This is a genomic window from Streptococcus sp. S5 (genome assembly GCF_034134805.1).
GTDB classification, from domain to species: Bacteria; Bacillota; Bacilli; order Lactobacillales; family Streptococcaceae; genus Streptococcus; species Streptococcus lingualis.
The window spans coordinates 1,146,788-1,166,386 of the sequence record NZ_CP139419.1; the positions used below are offsets into that span (position 1 = coordinate 1,146,788).

Below are 19,599 nucleotides of genomic sequence, written 5' to 3' on the forward strand. Positions count from 1 at the left end.
CCTATGAATCAATTGAACCGTATATCCCTTGGGATTTCAGCCACTATTTTTACCATTATCGGTATCGTCTTGTTTATCAATCCGATTGAGCACATCGGCTCATTTAGCTGGTTGATTTCCTGTGGCTTCTTTTTAATTTCCCTTTCGCGTTTTTCACGCTATTACCGATTGCGCCAAGCTGGTGTCATTCAGCAGCAACAGCTCTTTCACAGTATGGTCGCCTTGGTTTTTGCGGTCTACTTACTGCTCTATGGCTATAAGACCTTGCCGATTGTCTTTCCAGTTACCTTAGGAATTTGGCTCATCTATCGTTCGATTTTGAACTTCAGAAAAGCCAATTTCTACTCGAGGAAGGTTGAAGAACTGTCCAAACGTTATATTTTCTTTGCCTTGCTACAGCTCTTCATCGGCTTATTCTTAATCGTTAGTCCGCTTTCGATTAGCGTCTTTCTATTAAATATTATTGGCTTGATTTTCCTCATTTTAGGATTTCAATCTTTTAGTCTCTTGTTAAAAAGTTAAGAAAAGTTACGTGCAAACCTTTGCGTTTGATAAAAAGTCTGATATAATAGATCTGTAAGTGTTTACAAGTTTGAAAGGAGTTACAGATGTCTAAAAAAATTATTGGGATTGACCTTGGGGGAACTTCAATTAAGTTTGCCATCCTCACTTTGGATGGGGAAGTTCAAGAAAAATGGTCTATTAAAACAAATATCTTGGATGAAGGTAGCCATATCGTAGAAGATATGATCGAATCCATCGCGCATCGCTTAAAGATGCTTGAGCTGGATGCTTCTGAGTTCCAAGGAATTGGAATGGGTTCGCCTGGTGTCGTTGACCGTGAAAAAGGTACAGTTATCGGTGCCTACAACTTGAACTGGAAGATCCTTCAACCAGTCAAAGAAAAGATCGAAACTGCCCTTCATATTCCATTCTTTATCGATAATGATGCCAACGTTGCTGCTTTGGGTGAACGTTGGAAAGGGGCTGGTGAAAACCAACCAGATGTTGTCTTCATGACCCTTGGTACAGGTGTCGGCGGTGGGATCGTCGCTGAAGGTCGTCTCTTGCACGGTGTGCGTGGAGCTGCTGGGGAACTTGGTCACATCACGGTTGACTTTGATGATCCAATCCAATGTACCTGTGGTAAAAAAGGCTGTCTTGAAACGGTTGCATCAGCGACAGGGATCGTCAACCTCACTCGTCGTTACGCCGATGAGTACGAAGGGGACTCTCAATTGAAAGTCTTGATCGACAATGGTGAAGAAGTGACAGCTAAAACGGTCTTTGATCTAGCAAAAGAGGGTGACGCTCTTGCTTTGATCGTTTATAAGAACTTCTCACGCTACCTTGGACTTGCTGCAGCCAATATTGGTTCAACCTTGAACCCATCTAAGATCGTTATCGGTGGTGGGGTATCTGCGGCTGGAGACTTCCTCTTGGATGGCGTGCGCAAGGTCTTTGAAGAAAACTCATTCCCACAAGTACGTGAATCTACTCAATTGGCGCTTGCTACTTTGGGAAATGATGCTGGTGTCATTGGTGCCGCATCTCTTGTATTACAATAAGATTAAAAGGAGATTTGCCTCTCCTTTTTTCTTTATCCTGTGATATAATGAAGGCAATAGTAGATTAAAGGAGGAGATATGACAAAAGCAGATACAATTTTTAAAGAAAATATTCGAAAAATCATGGAAGAAGGGGTCTGGTCAGAGCAGGCGCGTCCTAAGTACAAGGATGGCAGAACGGCCAACTCCAAGTACATCACAGGAGCCTTTATGGAGTTTGACCTCTCAAAAGGCGAGTTTCCTATCACGACCCTTCGTCCCATCGCGATTAAATCAGCCATCAAAGAGATGCTCTGGATCTACCAGGATCAATCGAATAGCTTAGACCTGTTAGAAGATAAATACAATGTCCACTACTGGAATGACTGGGAAGTAGGGGATAGTCGCACCATCGGTCAACGCTATGGTGCTGTGGTCAAAAAGCATGACCTTACCAATAAAATCCTCAAACAATTAGAGGCCAATCCTTGGAATCGCCGCAATATTATCTCGCTTTGGGATTATGATGCCTTTGAAGAGACAGAAGGTCTTCTGCCATGTGCTTTTCAAACCATGTTTGACGTGCGTCGCGTGGATGGAGAAATCTATCTAGATGCGACCTTAACCCAGCGTTCTAATGATATGTTGGTGGCCCACCATATCAACGCCATGCAGTATGTAGCGCTACAGATGATGATTGCCAAGCACTTTGGCTGGAAGGTCGGAAAGTTCTTTTACTTCATTAATAATCTTCACATTTATGATAATCAATTTGAACAGGCTGAAGAGTTACTCCGTCGGGAGCCTTCAGATTGTCGGCCACACTTGGTTTTGAATGTACCAGATGGAACCAATTTCTTTGACATCAAACCAGAAGATTTTGAACTGGTCGATTATGATCCAGTGAAGCCACAATTGAAGTTCGATCTTGCCATTTAGTAATAAATCAAGGTTTTTTGATACCTTGATCAATTGGTAAAATCCTTTTAGAATTAAAACAATTTTAGCTAAAAATTTTTACTCATTTTTGAGTCAATATGTTTTGAAAATCGTTCGGTTTTTGTTAAAATAGATAAGGTTTGTAAAAACTAAACAATTTTAAAAAGAATGTTAATTTATAGATAAATATGGAGGTCCATTAGATGGGGAAAGACTTATTTAATGATCGTATTAGCAGATTCTCAATTCGTAAATTGAATGTGGGTGTTTGCTCTGTACTATTGGGAACACTTGTTATGGTTGGGACAGCCGCAAGTGCAGCCGCAGAAGAAAAGACAGATACGACAAGTGAAAGTGTAGCAGCAGTTGCAACAGCGTCAGAAGCGCCTGAAGCGTCAACAGCTACAGCAACTTCAGCAACATCAACAGCTGCAACGACATCTACTTATGATGCAAACGCAGCAATCACTGCACCAGAGACTTCAACTGCTGCAGCAACATCAACAGCACCTGCTTCAACTAGTGAAGCAAGTAGCACAAGTACAGCAGCTTCAGCAACATCTGCTACCTCAACTGCACCGGGAACATCAACCGCTGCAACACCAAAATTAGAAGCAACTACGCCAGCAAACAAGGCAGCAGAAGCAGCTGCAACAGATAAGAAAGAAGAAGTGGCTGCTGGTGTCGTAGCACCAGCCTCAGAAAACAATGCTGTGACAGCAGAGACTTCTGGTCCTAAGCGTCGTAATCGTCGTGCTCTTGGTGACCCAAATGATCCAAGCTTGATCGGGGATGACGTTGAAGACGCAACTTCAACTCCAAAAGTTGAAAAACCTGGCTTTACAACAAATGTAAATGCTGCAGACCTTGCTAGTCAAATCTCCTGGTTGGACTTTGGCGATACAGCCAACTGGACAGGGACTACTACAACATCAAAAGGGGAACTTGCTCTCCAAGTCGGCGCGACCTACACCAAGGAAATCATGCCTGGCTATGTTGTAACCATCAAGGTAAAATCTTTGAAGCCTTTCCAAGCGACAGAAATATACAAAAAACGCCTTGAAGAACGAGGAGCAACAGAAGCTGAAAAAGCGACCTATGACCCCAATGCTAGAAATGGTTATGTGAATGGAAATGCAAATCCGTTTACCTTGGCGGAATTTAATGCCGGTGAAGAAGCTAAGGTTATTGCCGAGCCTCAAAACCGTTGGACTGAAATTAAAAATGAGGGGATTGATACTGGTACAACTAAGAAAACTACTATTAGTTCAGAATTAACCGGTGGGAACATTGGGATCCAGTTTGAAGTTTCTGCGACCTTCCGTGGCAAAACCGTAAAACCTGCCATTGTCATGGCAGATGGTGAGTCAGCTAACCCTGGTGAATTGGTTCTGTTTACCACCAATGGTGAAGGATGGAAACATATAGGGGAATGGAAAAAATCGACTAGAAGATATAATGTAACCTACATTCCAGAAGATACAGACAAATTATTTGGTTCAAACCCTTCCACCAATGTAAACGGTATGAATTTCGCTAGAACTAATCTTGACCAACTTCGTAGAACAACTCAAGTTGGACCAGACAAAAAAGAGGTCGCTTGGAAGTATTTTGGAAGTGCTGATTTAACAACTGGAGGTCTCGGTACAGGTGTCTTCGGTCCAAATATTTCTGCAAATGATGTTGATGTTCCTCTTGTTATGACAAAGGGAGCTTCTGAAATCGGTCTTTACATCGCTTCAGGTGGTAAACAGTCTGCTATGCTAGGATTCTTCCCACTTGATGAAGGAGATGCGCCTGAATCATACGGTAAAGCTATTCATTCGATTGCAACTGTAGATGGAATTACTGGTAAGAAAGTGAACCAACCTTATCTCGGTCACTTGAGTCCTGATATGGATGAAAACAATACCCTTGATTGGACGGGTGATGACAAGGCGACCACTGCGGATGAAGGCATCGACCAATTACTTCCAAATGATCTCAAAGGAAAAACTAATGAGCTGATCAAGATGGACCGGACACGTCCAGGTAATTACACCATTTCAGTGGAAGCTCATACGGGTGGAGCAGCAAAAGCTAACATCTATGGTTGGATAGATTTCAACCAAAACGGAACCTTCGATGAAGATGAACGTTCTGATTTAACAACTATTACCCAAGATGGAACGGCTACGTTAAGCTTTACAAAGAGTAAAACCTATATTGATCCTAGTGTCAATGAATTGGGCGTTCGGATCCGTATCGCAAAGAATGATAAGGAGATTGAAAGCCCAACGGGTATGGCTTTCTCTGGTGAGGTTGAAGACTTTAAGACTCAAATCACTCACCCACCAAAAGGGGAATTTAAAGAAACAACAGGCCCTCAAGGTGCAAAACAAACCGCTACTGTAGCCTTTACTGCTCGAGGTTTGCAAGGCTATAGCCTAACTGAGTCAGCAAAAATTGATGAAACAGTAGCTCCACAAATGATAGATAACCGTACAGGGCAAGTCGTAACACCTGGTGCAGATGGCTACTATGCTGTAGCTGGTCAAGGGAAGTACAAGATCACTTCAAACGGAACTTCTGTGGATGTTGAGTTCATTCCCGAAGATCACTTCCTTGGAACAGCTGACGGTATCTCTATCCGTCGTACAGACAGCAATGGCTACGATACGGGTTGGTCAACAAAATTCCCAGCCGATGAAGCCAATGTCGATACTGCCATCAATACCATGGACGGTCTATACATCCCAACAGTTACACCAACGGAAATTGAAGGGGTAGATAAGACTTCATCAGATGTCCAAGGTGCGACTCAAACTGGTACACCTACCTTTAACACAACTACAACGAATGCTAATGGCGAAAAGATCTCTGTCACTCCAAGCTTGGAATACCCTGCTAAATTGGTGGACCCAGCGACTGGTCAAGTAACCAATGCAACCTCTGTAACAGTAGCGGGCGAAGGAACTTACAGCATTGATGATGCTACTGGTAAAGTAACCTTTGTTCCAGAACCAGGATTCACAGGTACAGCTCAAGGTGTTACCGTATCTGTAACAGCTCCTGTCGGAAAAGATAAAGACGGTACCGTCCGTGATGAATACCTTAAGACAGCAAGCGCTAAATACACACCAACGGTTACTCCAATCACAGTGACTCCTACAGACAAGGTTTCTGAGAATGTTCAAAATGTTCCTCAAACACAAACACCAACCTTTGATTTGAGTAATGATAAGACTGCTGAAATCACTAGCAAGAAACTGGTAGATCCAGCAACTGGTCAACCAACTGATGAAACAACAGTGACAGTAGCAGGTGAAGGTAGCTATACAATCGATCCTACTACAGGAGCGGTGACCTTCACACCTGAAAAAGACTTTGTTGGTACTGCAAAAGGAGTAACTGTTCAGGCAACTGCTACTATTACAAATGCTAATGGTAAGACTGCAACCATTACTTCAGATGCGACCTACACACCAACTGTTGTGCCAGCAGTTCCAACTGCAAACCCTGCAACTTCAAAAGATATCCAAGGTGCGACTCAAACCGGTACACCAACCTTTGCAGGAACAACTGTTCAAGTAAATGGTGAAGATAAAGCTATTACCATTAAAGACAATAGCTACACATTGCTAGATAAAGATGGTAACGAAGTTTCAACGACACCAGCTTATGCGGCAGACGGTACAACCGTGATCGGTAACTTCACAATCGACCCAGCAACTGGTCAAGTAACTTTCACACCGACTGATAAATCATACACTGGTGCAGTCACACCAGCCAAGGTTCAAGCTGAAAGCTCAAACGGTATCAAGGTGGATACAACTTACACACCAGAAATCGTTCCAGTAACCCCAACTGCAAAATCAGTTGAAACAAAAGATATCCAAGGTGCTACTCAAACAGGTAAACCTGAATTCAAGGGTGGAACAGTGACTGTTGATGGTGTTGAGAAGACAGTTGCCATCAATGAAAATGTTCCAGCAACCTTCGATGATGGATCAACAACTAAGACAGTTGAAGGCGTTGGTACTTACACAGTAGCAACAGACGGAACAGTTACTTTCGTTCCTGAAAAATCATTCGTTGGCACTGCACCAGCTGTAACTGTTGTTCGTGAAGACATGAATGGAACTAAGGCTTCAGCGACTTACACACCAACAGTGACTCCGGTAACGCCAACTGCAGCCCCAGCTGAATCAACAGGTGTTCAAGGTGCGACTCAAACTGGTAAACCTGAATTTACTGCAGGTAACAGTCGTGTGCCGATGAATGATGCTGTACCAGCAACCTTTGACGATGGTTCAACAACGAGGACAGTAGAAGGTGTTGGTACTTACACAGTAGCAGCTGATGGAACTGTAACATTTGTTCCAGACCCAAGCTTCACTGGTACTGCACCAGCCGTAACCGTTGTTCGTGAAGATAAGAACGGAAGCAAAGCTTCTGCAACTTACACACCAACTGTAAATCCAGTCACTCTTACTCCAACAAATAAAGTTTCTGAAGACATTCAAAATGTTCCTCAAACAGAGACACCTACATTTGCTTTGAGTGATGATGAGACTGCTCAAATCACAAGCAAGAAATTGATTGACCCTGCAACAGGTCAACCGACGGATGAAACAACTGTAACAGTAGCAGGTGAAGGAACTTATACAATCGATCCTACTACAGGAGCAGTAACCTTCACACCTGAAAAAGACTTCGTCGGAACTGCAACTGGCGTGAAAGTCCAAGCGACTGCAACAATTACCAATGCAGACGGTAAGACTTCAACTATCACTTCAGATGCAAGTTACACACCAACAGTTGTAGCAGCTGTTCCAACAGCTAATCCAGCTACATCTAAAGATATCCAAGGTGCGACACAAACAGGAACACCAACCTTTGAAGGTGCAACTGTTCAAGTTAATGGTCAAGATAAAGCGATTACGATTAAAGATAATAGCTACACGCTTTTGGATAAGGATGGTAATGAAGTATCAAGCACACCAGCTTATGCTGCTGATGGAACAACTGAAATCGGTACTTACTCAATTGATCCAGCAACTGGACAAGTAACCTTCACACCAACTGACAAATCTTATACTGGTAAAGTAACGCCTGTTAAGGTTCAAGCTGAAAGCTCAAACGGTATCAAGGTAGATACAACCTACACACCTGAAATTGTTCCAGTAACTCCAACAGCTACACCAGCTGAAACAACAGATATTCAAGGTGCTACACAAACTGGTAAACCTGAATTCAAGGGTGGAACCGTAACAGTTGATGGCGTTGAGAAAACAGTAGAAATCAATGAAGATGTTCCAGCAACATTTGACGATGGCTCAACTACCAAGACAGTTGATGGCGTTGGTACTTACACAGTAGCAGCAGACGGAACTGTGACCTTTGTCCCTGAGAAATCATTCACAGGTAAAGCACCAGCCATAACCGTTGTTCGTGAAGATAAGAACGGAACCAAAGCTTCTGCAACCTACACACCAACTGTAACTCCTGTCACACCGACAGCGACACCAGCTGAAACAACTGATATCCAAGGTGCTACACAAACTGGTAAGCCTGTATTTACTGAAGGCGACAGCCGCGTGCCAATGAACGATGATGTTCCAGCAACATTTGATGATGGTTCAACTACCAAGACTGTTGACGGCGTTGGTACTTACACAGTAGCAGCAGACGGAACAGTGACATTCGTACCTGAGAAATCATTTACTGGTACTGCACCAGCGGTAACAGTTGTACGTGAAGACATGAACGGAACAAAAGCTTCCGCGACTTACACACCAACTGTAACTCCAGTAACACCGACAGCTCAACCAGCTGAAACAACTGGTAAGCAAGGTCAAACTCAAACAGGTAAGCCTGAATTTACTGAAGGCAACAGCCGTGTGCCAATGAACGATGACGTTCCAGCAACCTTCGATGATGGCTCAACGACTAAGACAGTTGATGGCGTTGGTACTTACACAGTAGCAGCAGACGGAACTGTAACCTTTGTTCCTGAAAAATCATTCACAGGTAAAGCACCAGCCGTAACAGTTGTTCGTGAAGATAAGAACGGAACAAAAGCTTCTGCAACTTACACACCAACTGTAACTCCAGTAACTCCAACAGCAACACCAGCTGAATCTACTGGACCTCAAGGTCTTGTTCAAACTGGAACTGTAACCTTTACAGAAGGTGATGAAGTAGCTCCAATTAACAAGGATTCGATTACTCTTCTTGATAAAAATGGTCAACCAGCAGCATCTGTAGTTGCTAAGTCACCAGAAGGTAAAGAAATTGGTACTTTCACAGTTGATAAAGATACAGGTGTAGTTACTTTCACACCGACAGATAAATCTTATTCAGGTGATGTTGTCCCAGTTAAGGTTCAAGCAGCTGATACAAATGGAACTACAGTTGAAACAACATATACACCGAAGATTACTCCAGTTGTTCCAACTTCTGAAGATGCTACATCGACAGATATTCAAGGTCAAACACAATCTGGTAAACCAACCTTCACCGAAGGAAATCCAAATGTTCCAATCGATGAAGATACACCAGCGACCTTCGAAGATGGTTCAACCACTAAGACAGTAGATGGCGAAGGAACTTACACTGTTTCTCCAGATGGAACCGTAACCTTCGTACCAGAAAAATCATTCACTGGAACTGCTTCAGGCGTAACAGTGAAACGGGTGGATAAGAATGGTACTGAAATCACAGCTAAGTACACACCAACTGTGACACCAGTAACTCCAACAGCTACACCAGCTGAAACAACTGATATCCAAGGTGCGACTCAAACTGGTAAACCTAAATTTACTGCAGGTGACAGCCGTGTGCCAATGAACGATGATGTTCCAGCTACTTTCGACGATGGCTCAACTACGAAGACTGTAGACGGTGTTGGTACATACACAGTAGCAGCAGACGGTACAGTGACCTTTGTACCAGAAAAATCATTCGTCGGAACTGCACCAGCGGTAACTGTTGTTCGTGAAGATGTGAACGGAACAAAAGCTTCTGCGACATATACACCAACCGTAACACCAGTTACACCAACTGCAGAAGATACAACATCTACTGACAAACAAGGTCAAACGCAAACAGGTACACCAACCTTCACACCAGGTAATCCAAATGTTCCAATGGATGATGATACACCTGCAACATTTGAAGATGGCTCAACAACCAAAACCATTCCAGGTGAAGGAACATATACTGTTGCTCCAGATGGAACCGTAACATTTGTTCCAGAAAAATCATTCACTGGAGAAGGTACAGGCGTAACGGTGAAACGTGTCGATAAGAACGGTACTCCAGTTACTGCTAAGTACACACCAACTGTAACACCAGTAACTCCAACAGCAACTCCAGCTGAATCAGAAGCACCTCAAGGTGTGGTTCAAACTGGAACTGTAACCTTCACTGAAGGTGACCCAGTTGCACCAATCGACAAGGATACCATTACTCTTCTTGATGAAAATGGTCAGCCAGCAGCATCAGTAGATGCGAAATCACCAGCAGGTGATGTGATCGGTACCTTCACTGTTGATAAAGAAACAGGTGTTGTGACCTTCACACCAACGGATAAATCTTACTCAGGTGATGTTGTTCCAGTTAAGGTTCAAGGTAAAGATACAAATGGAACAGTTGCTGAGACAACTTACACACCTAAGATCACTCCAGTTGTACCAACTGCTGAACCTGCAACATCTACAGATATCCAAGGTAAAACTCAAACAGGTACACCAAGCTTCACACCTGGTAACCCTGCAATCCCAATGGATGATGATGTGCCAGCAACCTTTGAAGATGGTTCAACTACGAAGACAATTCCAGGTGAAGGAACTTACACAGTTGCTCCAGACGGAACCGTAACCTTCGTACCAGAAAAATCATTCACAGGAACAGGTACAGGCGTAACAGTGAAACGTGTTGATAAGAACGGTACTCCAGTTACTGCTAAGTACACACCAACTGTAACACCAGTAACTCCAACCGCTGAGCCAGCAACATCTACTGACATCCAAGGTGCAACACAAACTGGTAAACCTGTATTTACTGAAGGTGACAGCCGTGTACCAATGAACGATGATGTTCCAGCAACATTTGACGATGGTTCAACTACGAAGACAGTTAAAGGTGTTGGTACTTACACAGTTGCTCCAGACGGAACAGTGACATTCGTACCTGAGAAATCATTTGTCGGAACTGCACCAGCAGTAACAGTTGTTCGTGAAGATAAGAACGGAACCAAAGCTTCCGCAACTTACACACCAACTGTTACACCTGTGACACCAACAGCTGATCCTGCTACATCAACAGATATCCAAGGTCAAACTCAAACAGGTAAACCAAGCTTCACGCCTGGTAACCCAAGTGTGCCAATGGATGATGAAGTTCCAGCAACCTTTGAAGAGGGCTCAACAACTAAGGTTATTCCAGGTGAAGGAACTTACACAGTTGCTCCAGACGGAACAGTAACCTTCGTACCAGAAAAATCATTCACAGGAACTGCTACAGGCGTAACAGTGAAACGTGTTGATAAGAACGGTACACCAATTACCGCTACTTACACACCAACTGTAACACCAGTTACACCAACTGCAGAGCCAGTTACTTCAATTGGTAAGAAGGGTCAAACCCAAACAGGCAAACCAACCTTCACAGAAGGTGATAGCCGTGTACCAATGAATGACAAAGTTCCAGCAACATTTGAAGATGGTTCAACTACGAAGACAATTCCAGGTGTTGGTACTTACACAGTGGCAGCAGACGGAACTGTAACCTTCACTCCAGAACCTGAATTTACTGGAACTGCACCAGCTGTAACAGTGGTTCGCGAAGATGTGAACGGAACCAAAGCTTCTGCAACTTACACACCAACTGTCCTTCCAATCACTAAGTTTGTTGATAAAGAAGGTAAGGAAATCCCAGGATATCCTACAGTTGATGGAGAAGAACCAAAAGCTGAAATTCCAGGTTACCGCTTTGTGGAAACGAAGAAATTGCCTAATGGTGATACTGAACACGTCTATGAAAAAGTTACGACTTCATATGTAGACGAAAATGGGGATCCAATCCCAGGTAACCCAACAGAAGATGGGGAACAACCGAAGAAAGATATCCCAGGTTATGACTTCGTGAAGACTGTTGTAGATAAAGATGGAAACACTCAACATATCTACAAGAAGACTGTGACACCAACTCCAATGCCGGATCCAACTCCGACACCAGAGCCACAGCCACAGCCACAGCCTACTCCACAACCGCAACCAACACCAGAACCACAACCACAGCCTACTCCGCAACCGCAACCAACACCAGAACCACAACCAAAACCAGAAGAACCAACGATTCCTGTCGTTCCAGAAACGAAAGAAGAAGTGAAGTATATTGATCCACAAAATCCTACTGCACAACTTCCAAACACAGGAACAAAAGAATCTTCTACTGCTGGTCTTGCAATCTTTAGCGCTTTAGCAGGTCTCTCATTATTCGGATTTGCAAAACGCAAAAAAGAAGACTAAGCTAACTTGTGGCTAAGAAAAACCGCGAAAATCTCGCGGTTTTTTCTGTTTGTATTTAAAAAAATATCCTCCAAACTAGATAGTTGAAATCAGTCTTTTATAAGAAAATTTGATAAAATAGAAGTATCAGTGTAAAGGATGAGAGAATGAAAAAGATAATTGGTATCTGGGCTCAAACTGAAAATGGCATTATTGGAAAGGACCAAGTCATGCCTTGGCATTTGCCAGCTGAGCTTCAGCATTTCAAAGAAACAACCATGGGACAAGCCATTCTCATGGGAAGAGTGACCTTTGATGGTATGAAAAAACGGGTTCTACCAGGTCGGACTAGTATTATCTTAACGCAAGATCAAGCCTATGATCCTGAAAATGATGCTGTACTCGTCATGCACAGCAAGGAAGAAGTCTTGGAGTGGTATCAGAAGCAAGAGAAGAATCTTTATGTTATTGGAGGCAGTCAGATTTTAAGGCTCTTCTCTGACCAGTTAGAAGAGTTGATCCAGACCATGATTCATGCAACGATTGATGGCGATACATTGGCACCAACATTTGAAGAGAGCCACTATGAAAGAGTCCGTCAAGTCCATCATCCGAAAGATGAGAAGAACCCATATGATTTTACGGTCAACTATTATAAGAGAAAGGATTTAGACTAATGGAGCGAAGTGTCTTTGGTTTTTTTACAGCTGTCCTATGTGTCATCTGTTTGATTTGCGCCTTACAAACCTTTCGTAAAAAACGGTTTGGCCTCGCTATTTTATTCTTACTAAATGCTTTTACCAATCTTGTGAATTCCATTCACGCCTTTTACATGACCTTATTTTAAACTAAATAGAAATAGAAAATGACAGAAAGAGGAAATACATGCCAACGAATCAAAATAATGATATGATGGTTTATTGTTCATTTTGCGGAAAGAGTCAAGATGAAGTCCAAAAAATCATTGCAGGAAACAACGCGTTTATCTGTAATGAATGTGTCGAGTTAGCACAAGAAATTATCCGTGAGGAGCTAGCAGAAGAAGTTCTTGCAGACCTTAGCGAAGTTCCAAAACCAATCGAATTGCTCAATATCTTGAACCACTATGTGATCGGTCAAGATCGTGCCAAACGTGCTCTTGCTGTAGCGGTATATAACCACTACAAACGCATCAACTTCCACGATACGCGCGAAGACGAGACAGATGTTGAATTGCAAAAATCAAACATCCTCATGATTGGTCCTACTGGTTCAGGTAAGACTTTCTTGGCCCAAACCTTGGCTCGTAGCCTGAATGTTCCATTTGCTATTGCAGATGCAACAGCTTTAACTGAAGCCGGTTATGTGGGTGAAGACGTTGAAAATATTCTCTTAAAACTTCTTCAGGCAGCGGATTTCAATATTGAGCGTGCAGAACGTGGCATCATCTATGTCGATGAAATTGATAAGATCGCTAAGAAAAGTGAAAACGTCTCGATTACACGTGACGTTTCTGGTGAAGGGGTGCAACAAGCTCTCTTGAAGATCATCGAAGGAACTGTCGCTAGTGTACCACCTCAAGGGGGACGTAAACACCCTCAACAAGAGATGATCCAAGTGGACACCAAGAACATCCTCTTTATCGTAGGTGGGGCTTTTGATGGGATCGAAGAAATTGTTAAGCAACGTCTTGGTGAAAAAATCATCGGTTTCGGTAAGAACAATAAAGCTATTGATGAATCCAGCTCTTACATGCAAGAAATCGTTGCGGAAGATATTCAAAAATTTGGGATTATCCCAGAATTGATCGGACGTCTTCCAGTCTTTGCTGCTCTTGAGCAATTGACAGTTGACGATCTTGTCCGTATCTTGAAAGAGCCACGCAATGCTCTGGTAAAACAATACCAAACCTTACTCTCTTATGATAATGTTGAATTGGAATTTGATGACGAAGCTCTTCAAGAGATTGCGAATAAAGCCATCGAAAGAAAAACAGGAGCTCGTGGACTTCGTTCGATTATCGAAGAAACCATGATGGATGTCATGTTTGAAATTCCAAGTCAAGAAGATGTCAAACTTGTTCGAATCACAAAAGAAGCTGTTGACGGAACAGAAAAACCAATTCTTGAAACAGCCTAGAAAGATAAAATATGGAAATTAACACACATAATGCGGATATCCTCTTAAGCGCTGCAAATAAGAGTCATTATCCTCAAGATGAGATTCCAGAAGTTGCACTTGCCGGTCGATCAAATGTCGGCAAGTCTTCTTTTATTAATACTCTCTTAAATCGAAAGAACCTGGCCAGAACATCTGGGAAACCAGGAAAAACCCAATTGCTAAATTTCTTCAATATCGATGATAAACTCCGTTTGGTAGACGTACCTGGTTATGGCTATGCACGTGTCTCTAAAAAAGAACGCGAGAAGTGGGGGCGGATGATTGAAGAATACCTCACCAGTCGTGAGAACTTAAAAGCAGTCGTTAGCCTAGTCGATTTTCGTCATGAACCTTCTGCAGATGATGTTCAGATGTATGAATTCTTAAAATATTATGAAATCCCTGTGATCTTAGTAGCAACCAAGGCAGATAAGATTCCACGTGGAAAATGGAACAAACATGAATCCATTATTAAGAAAAAACTGGATTTTGATCCAGCAGATACTTTCATTGTCTTTTCTTCTGTAACCAGGGAAGGACTAGAGAAGTCATGGGATGCTATTTTAGAAAATGCGTTTTACGAAATAAATTGAAATGACATGAAAATGTCATTTTTGTTTTGGATTTATCTCGCAATTGTAATACAAGTGTAATATAAGTGCCTTTGTTTTCTTCTATTTATATGGTATAATCTCTATAAAGATAAAAGATGATAAAAAATTAATTGGAGATAAATTGTATTATGAAAAAGAAAATACGGAATAAAACGAAATTATTTGGTTTGTTCGTTTCTGTATTGGCAGTGGGGACATTTGCTGCTGCTATGAGCGAGCACGTCACATCAGTTGGCGCTAATGACGGAACTTACCAAGCTTATTCAGACCCTACTGAAGCTTTCATCTCACAAATTGGTGAGTCAGCTCGTCAGCTCGGTCAAGAGAACGACCTTTATGCTTCCGTTATGATCGCACAAGCTATTCTTGAAAGTGGATCAGGTCAGTCTGGCTTGTCTTCTTATCCACATTACAACCTTTTCGGTATTAAAGGAAGTTATGCTGGTCAATCTGCAGTAATGCAAACTTGGGAAGATGACGGTGCTGGAAATGCCTATACGATTAATGATGCTTTTCGTTCTTACCCATCTTACTATGAATCATTGCAAGACTATGTAGCTGTTTTGAAACAAGGACATTTTGCAGGTGCATGGAAGAGCAACACCTCTAGTTATCAAGATGCAACAGCAGCTTTGACAGGTGTTTATGCGACAGACACAAGCTACTATGCAAAACTTAATAACATCATTGAAACTTATAATTTGACTCAATACGATTCACCAAATGTTCAAGGTGGTATTACAGGTTCGGTATACAATCCATATCGTCAACAGTTCACTTCACAAGAAATCTTGAATTTGGATATCGCTTGGGCGAACCGTTTGAATTATTAAAACTAAAACAGGCAGATGCCTGTTTTTTATTTGTTTTTAGCACACAGCGATATTCGATATAAAACGTATATGATGAAAAGTTAAGAATTCTTCCTGAAAACCTTTTCAAACTTTTCTCTCTAGGATATAATGATTTTGTTCACAAACATTATATAAGGAGAATAGTATGTCTGAATCTAATTTTATTCAAAAAGTTGGAGCGGCGTGTAATAAGAAAGAGGATCTCTATCAGAAATCTAAAACGCGCTATGCAGTCCGTTCTATTTTTGCTGGAGGATTTCTTACTTTAAGTACGGCGGTCGGATCAGTTGCAGCTGACTTATTAAATACCTTTGTACCTGGATCTGGTCGTTTTCTATTTCCATTCATCTTTGCCTGGGGTTTGGTATACCTCTTATTCTTAAATGCGGAATTAACCACCTCAAATATGATGTATTTGACGGCGGGGACCTATCTAAAGAAAATTAATTGGAAGAAAGCACTGGAAATTCTTCTTTATTGTACCTTCTTTAATTTAATTGGTGCTTTAATCGTGGCTTTTCTTTTCAATCAGACAACAGCCTTTGCTCATGTCGATCCAAAAGGTTTCCTAGCCACGGTAGCAGAAAATAAACTCCAACGAAGCAATCAAGTGGTTTTCTTTGAAGGAGTTATTGCCAATATCTTTGTAAATATTGCTATTCTTTCTTATCTATATTTCAAAGATGAAACAGCGAAGGTGCTCTTAGCTCTCTCTGCTATCTATATGTTTGTCTTTATGACCAATGAACACTTGGCTGCAAACTTTGCTTCTTTCTCATTATTAAGCTTAAATCCAGTTTCTAGCCAATTACCACATTTTGAGTTTTTAAATATTTTACGTCATTATAGCGTGACCTTCTTTGCCAACTGGGTAGGAGGAGGAGTTCTAATGGGACTAGCCTATGCTTGGTTGAATAATATCAAGAGTCTTTATAACGATTAAAAAATATAAAAAAAGTTTGCAAAAGTACTTGCATTCTTTTTTTATATATGATAAACTAATCTACGGTTTGAAAAAACTGCCTAAGACAGTAGGGGAGCTCGACTCATAAAGATCCTACCGAGGACAAAACGTATCAATTAAAAGAAGCGTATTGTACTTTCGTGTCTAGGTTTGGGCGCGTTTTTCTTTTGGAAAAATTCCCCAAGCAAAATAATTACGGAGGTGAACACACTAATGAGTGAAGCAATTATTGCTAAAAAAGCGGAACTTGTTGACGTGGTAGCTGAAAAAATGAAAGCTGCTGCATCAATCGTCGTTGTAGATTCTCGCGGTTTGACAGTTGAGCAAGATACAGTTCTCCGTCGCAACCTTCGCGGAAGCGAAGTTGAGTTTAAAGTTATCAAAAACTCAATCTTGCGTCGTGCAGCTGAAAAAGCTGGTCTTGAAGATCTTGCATCTGTATTCGTTGGACCTTCTGCAGTAGCATTTTCTAACGAAGATGTTATCGCACCTGCGAAAATCTTGAACGATTTTGCAAAAGACGCTGAAGCACTTGAAATCAAAGGTGGTGCAATCGAAGGCGCTGTCGCATCTAAAGAAGAGATTCTTGCACTTGCAACTCTTCCAAACCGCGAAGGACTTCTTTCTATGCTCCTTTCTGTACTTCAAGCGCCAGTGCGCAACGTTGCTCTTGCAGTCAAAGCGGTTGCAGACAACAAAGAAGACGCAGCTTAATCTTAAGCTACGCAGCGTAGCCTAGCTACAAAAAAATAAAAATATAAAATTAAAACTTATTTGGAGGAAATAACAATGGCATTGAACATTGAAAACATTATTGCTGAAATTAAAGAAGCTTCAATCCTTGAATTGAACGACCTTGTAAAAGCTATCGAAGAAGAATTTGGTGTAACTGCAGCTGCTCCTGTAGCTGTTGCTGCAGCTGGTGCTGCTGACGCAGGTGCTGCTAAAGATTCATTCGATATCGAATTGACATCTGCAGGCGACAAGAAAGTCGGCGTTATCAAAGTTGTACGTGAAATCACTGGTCTTGGTCTTAAAGAAGCTAAAGAACTTGTTGATGGTGCACCTGGTGTCATCAAAGAAGGTGTTGCTGCAGCTGAAGCTGAAGAAATCAAAGGTAAATTGGAAGAAGCTGGAGCTTCAGTTACTCTTAAATAATAGAGTTTCCAAACAAAATGAAAACCGAGGTTTAGGCCTCGGTTTTTTTGTCGTTGAAAATAATGATGATAGAATGTGAATAGAGGGCTTTTATAAAGCTAACATGTGTAGCTCTCTTTATTTTCTCTAAACCTACTAAATAGTGCAGTTTTAATGATGTTACATTTGCTATATTCCCTTGAGATGTTGCTAATTTGTTGCTATAATGGCTATAAATCATATCATAAAGGAGAAGATGATGAAAAATTTTAAACGTCTTTTGTTAGCTGTTGTAGCTGTCTTTGCAGCCGTCCTTTTGGTAGCTTGTGGCGCTAAAAGCGATAATGGGACTTACGTGTTTGAGCCTACTAAGGATGAGATCAAAGATATTATGCCAAGTGAATTTCAATCTTTGATAGGTGATAATTACTCATTCACTATTTCGATTACAATCAATGATAAGAAAGGTGAGATGAAAGTAGACACCAATGCAGGTGGTCAAAATGTAAATCAAGTGATTGATTTGGAAGTAGACCAAAAAGCTAAAACTCTTGTCTCAGAAAATGAGTATGGGAAAGCGGAAATTACTTATCAAGTTTCAGGAAATGTGTTAACGATTAAGGATGTGAAGAATTCTTTGATGGGTGACACAGACATGTTTAATAACTACATGAAAATTGCTAAGTTCAAAAAAGTTAAATAAGCAATCATGGCGGGATTTAAATTCCGCCTTATTCTATTTCTTTGTTGATACAAGAAATATTACAAGAATATGACATTTATAAACTTTCATTGCCGTGTACCTGAATTGTTGATATAATAGTGTTAATCTAACTAAAAAGGAGAAGTTATGAAAAACTTTAAACGTATTCTTTTGGCTGTAGTAGCTGTTTTTGCAGCAGTCCTCTTGGTGGCATGTGGTGCCAAAAGTGATAACGGGACTTATGTCTACAAACCATCAAAAACTGAAGTGAAGGAAATCCTTGAAGAACAAGGTGCTCCAAGTTCAAGTGTAGATGCATTGATCGACAATGTTAAATTGGAAGTTTCAGTGACCATTAAAGATAAAACAGGTAGCCTTAAAATTAAAGGTGAAATGATGGGACAAAAGACTGACCAATCATTTGATATGAAAGTTGACCAACAAAAGAAAACTCTTCAATCTAAAACAGGTGAAGGTGAGAAGGTTAAATACAAAGTTTCAGGCGATGTGTTCACTTTTGATTTATCTGGTGAGAAGAGTTCAGGTCATGAAGCTGCTTTGGAAATGTTCAAAAACGCTAAATTCAAACGTACAAAATAATACAAGAGAAGGGCAGAGAGTATCTGCTCTTTTTCTTCTTTAAAACATCTTGAATCGGTATTAAAATAGTGGTAAAATCTGATTATAAAATACATTAGGAGATTGATTATGAAAAATATTAAACGTATTCTTTTAGCTTTCGTTGCAGTTTTTGCAGCAGTCCTCTTGGTGGCATGTGGTGCAAAAAGTGATAATGGGACTTATGTCTACAAACCATCAAAAACTGAACTCAAGAAAATTCTTGAGGAGCAAGGATTATCAGGTAGTCAATTAGAGTCTATTGGAGACGTTATTAATTTTGAAGTTTCTATTAAGATCAAAGATTCTAAAGGAACCCTCAGCATCGCGGGTGAAGTCGCTGGTCAAAAGAATGAGCGATCTTATGATGTCAAAATCAATCAAAAAGAGAAAACAATCTCGTCAAATGATGGTAGTGGAGAAAAGATTACATACAAGGTCGATGGTGACTATTTGACATTTGATCTTTCTAAGTTAAGTAATAGCAACCAAGGGGATCTTATGATTCTTAAAAATGCTAAACTCAAACGCACAAAATAAAGCGACTGAAGAGTGGGAAAACCTGCTCTTTTGCTTTACTTTTATGACTG

Annotated in this window: 14 protein-coding genes and 1 other annotated feature; all 14 genes read left to right on the forward strand. The window is 41.2% G+C overall.

What is annotated here, in order from left to right; genetic code table 11:
- Positions 1-3 precede the first annotated feature (3 nt).
- The 14 genes from SM123_RS05425 (at position 4) to SM123_RS05490 (ending at position 19,549) form a co-directional block, all read left to right on the forward strand.
- The gene (locus SM123_RS05425) at positions 4-522 is read left to right on the forward strand and encodes a hypothetical protein (RefSeq protein ID WP_201089121.1); all 519 of its coding nucleotides are present in this window, start codon (positions 4-6) and stop codon (positions 520-522) included.
- Between the two features lie 86 nt (positions 523-608).
- Positions 609-1,568: an ROK family glucokinase gene (locus SM123_RS05430; protein WP_320909162.1), complete on the forward strand. Its 960-nt coding sequence runs from the start codon at positions 609-611 to the stop codon at positions 1,566-1,568.
- A gap of 78 nt (positions 1,569-1,646) precedes the next feature.
- Complete coding sequence (locus tag SM123_RS05435) at positions 1,647-2,486, forward strand: thymidylate synthase (protein ID WP_195487589.1); 840 nt, start codon at positions 1,647-1,649, stop codon at positions 2,484-2,486.
- A 203-nt stretch (positions 2,487-2,689) separates the two neighbouring features.
- Positions 2,690-12,001, forward strand: a complete 9,312-nt coding sequence (locus SM123_RS05440; protein ID WP_320909163.1) for a CshA/CshB family fibrillar adhesin-related protein — start codon at positions 2,690-2,692, stop codon at positions 11,999-12,001.
- Between the two features lie 146 nt (positions 12,002-12,147).
- Positions 12,148-12,657 carry a dihydrofolate reductase gene (locus SM123_RS05445; RefSeq protein ID WP_320909164.1) on the forward strand — a complete coding sequence of 170 codons (510 nt, stop codon included), beginning with the start codon at positions 12,148-12,150 and terminating at the stop codon, positions 12,655-12,657.
- A gap of 208 nt (positions 12,658-12,865) precedes the next feature.
- Positions 12,866-14,098 (forward strand): ATP-dependent Clp protease ATP-binding subunit ClpX, encoded by a 1,233-nt coding sequence (clpX, locus tag SM123_RS05450; RefSeq protein WP_049493014.1) that lies wholly within the window; start codon positions 12,866-12,868, stop codon positions 14,096-14,098.
- An 11-nt stretch (positions 14,099-14,109) separates the two neighbouring features.
- Entirely contained in the window at positions 14,110-14,712 is a 603-nt protein-coding gene (gene yihA / locus SM123_RS05455; RefSeq protein ID WP_003016353.1) for a ribosome biogenesis GTP-binding protein YihA/YsxC, read from the forward strand.
- A 149-nt stretch (positions 14,713-14,861) separates the two neighbouring features.
- Positions 14,862-15,566: a glucosaminidase domain-containing protein gene (locus SM123_RS05460; RefSeq protein WP_021153281.1), complete on the forward strand. Its 705-nt coding sequence runs from the start codon at positions 14,862-14,864 to the stop codon at positions 15,564-15,566.
- Between the two features lie 166 nt (positions 15,567-15,732).
- Positions 15,733-16,530 carry a formate/nitrite transporter family protein gene (locus tag SM123_RS05465; protein ID WP_070594841.1) on the forward strand — a complete coding sequence of 266 codons (798 nt, stop codon included), beginning with the start codon at positions 15,733-15,735 and terminating at the stop codon, positions 16,528-16,530.
- Positions 16,531-16,591: 61 nt separating this feature from the next.
- Positions 16,592-16,726, forward strand: a sequence feature (ribosomal protein L10 leader region).
- A gap of 38 nt (positions 16,727-16,764) precedes the next feature.
- Entirely contained in the window at positions 16,765-17,265 is a 501-nt protein-coding gene (gene rplJ, locus SM123_RS05470; RefSeq protein ID WP_003001722.1) for a 50S ribosomal protein L10, read from the forward strand.
- A gap of 75 nt (positions 17,266-17,340) precedes the next feature.
- Positions 17,341-17,709 carry a 50S ribosomal protein L7/L12 gene (rplL, locus tag SM123_RS05475; protein ID WP_003001622.1) on the forward strand — a complete coding sequence of 123 codons (369 nt, stop codon included), beginning with the start codon at positions 17,341-17,343 and terminating at the stop codon, positions 17,707-17,709.
- Positions 17,710-17,947: 238 nt separating this feature from the next.
- Positions 17,948-18,391: a hypothetical protein gene (locus SM123_RS05480; protein WP_023918201.1), complete on the forward strand. Its 444-nt coding sequence runs from the start codon at positions 17,948-17,950 to the stop codon at positions 18,389-18,391.
- A gap of 147 nt (positions 18,392-18,538) precedes the next feature.
- On the forward strand, positions 18,539-18,991 hold the full coding sequence (locus SM123_RS05485) for a hypothetical protein (protein WP_003007432.1): 453 nt from the start codon (positions 18,539-18,541) through the stop codon (positions 18,989-18,991).
- Between the two features lie 108 nt (positions 18,992-19,099).
- Positions 19,100-19,549 (forward strand): hypothetical protein, encoded by a 450-nt coding sequence (locus tag SM123_RS05490; RefSeq protein ID WP_045759482.1) that lies wholly within the window; start codon positions 19,100-19,102, stop codon positions 19,547-19,549.
- Positions 19,550-19,599: the final 50 nt, after the last annotated feature.

Excerpts from the sequence above, each read along its gene's own strand:
- SM123_RS05425 (WP_201089121.1), top strand. The coding sequence starts at position 4 with ATGAATCAATTGAACCGTATATCCCTTGGGATTTCAGCCACTATTTTT.
- SM123_RS05430 (WP_320909162.1), top strand. The coding sequence starts at position 609 with ATGTCTAAAAAAATTATTGGGATTGACCTTGGGGGAACTTCAATTAAG.
- SM123_RS05435 (WP_195487589.1), top strand. The coding sequence starts at position 1,647 with ATGACAAAAGCAGATACAATTTTTAAAGAAAATATTCGAAAAATCATG.
- SM123_RS05440 (WP_320909163.1), top strand. The coding sequence starts at position 2,690 with ATGGGGAAAGACTTATTTAATGATCGTATTAGCAGATTCTCAATTCGT.
- SM123_RS05445 (WP_320909164.1), top strand. The coding sequence starts at position 12,148 with ATGAAAAAGATAATTGGTATCTGGGCTCAAACTGAAAATGGCATTATT.
- clpX (WP_049493014.1), top strand. The coding sequence starts at position 12,866 with ATGCCAACGAATCAAAATAATGATATGATGGTTTATTGTTCATTTTGC.
- yihA (WP_003016353.1), top strand. The coding sequence starts at position 14,110 with ATGGAAATTAACACACATAATGCGGATATCCTCTTAAGCGCTGCAAAT.
- SM123_RS05460 (WP_021153281.1), top strand. The coding sequence starts at position 14,862 with ATGAAAAAGAAAATACGGAATAAAACGAAATTATTTGGTTTGTTCGTT.
- SM123_RS05465 (WP_070594841.1), top strand. The coding sequence starts at position 15,733 with ATGTCTGAATCTAATTTTATTCAAAAAGTTGGAGCGGCGTGTAATAAG.
- rplJ (WP_003001722.1), top strand. The coding sequence starts at position 16,765 with ATGAGTGAAGCAATTATTGCTAAAAAAGCGGAACTTGTTGACGTGGTA.
- rplL (WP_003001622.1), top strand. The coding sequence starts at position 17,341 with ATGGCATTGAACATTGAAAACATTATTGCTGAAATTAAAGAAGCTTCA.
- SM123_RS05480 (WP_023918201.1), top strand. The coding sequence starts at position 17,948 with ATGAAAAATTTTAAACGTCTTTTGTTAGCTGTTGTAGCTGTCTTTGCA.
- SM123_RS05485 (WP_003007432.1), top strand. The coding sequence starts at position 18,539 with ATGAAAAACTTTAAACGTATTCTTTTGGCTGTAGTAGCTGTTTTTGCA.
- SM123_RS05490 (WP_045759482.1), top strand. The coding sequence starts at position 19,100 with ATGAAAAATATTAAACGTATTCTTTTAGCTTTCGTTGCAGTTTTTGCA.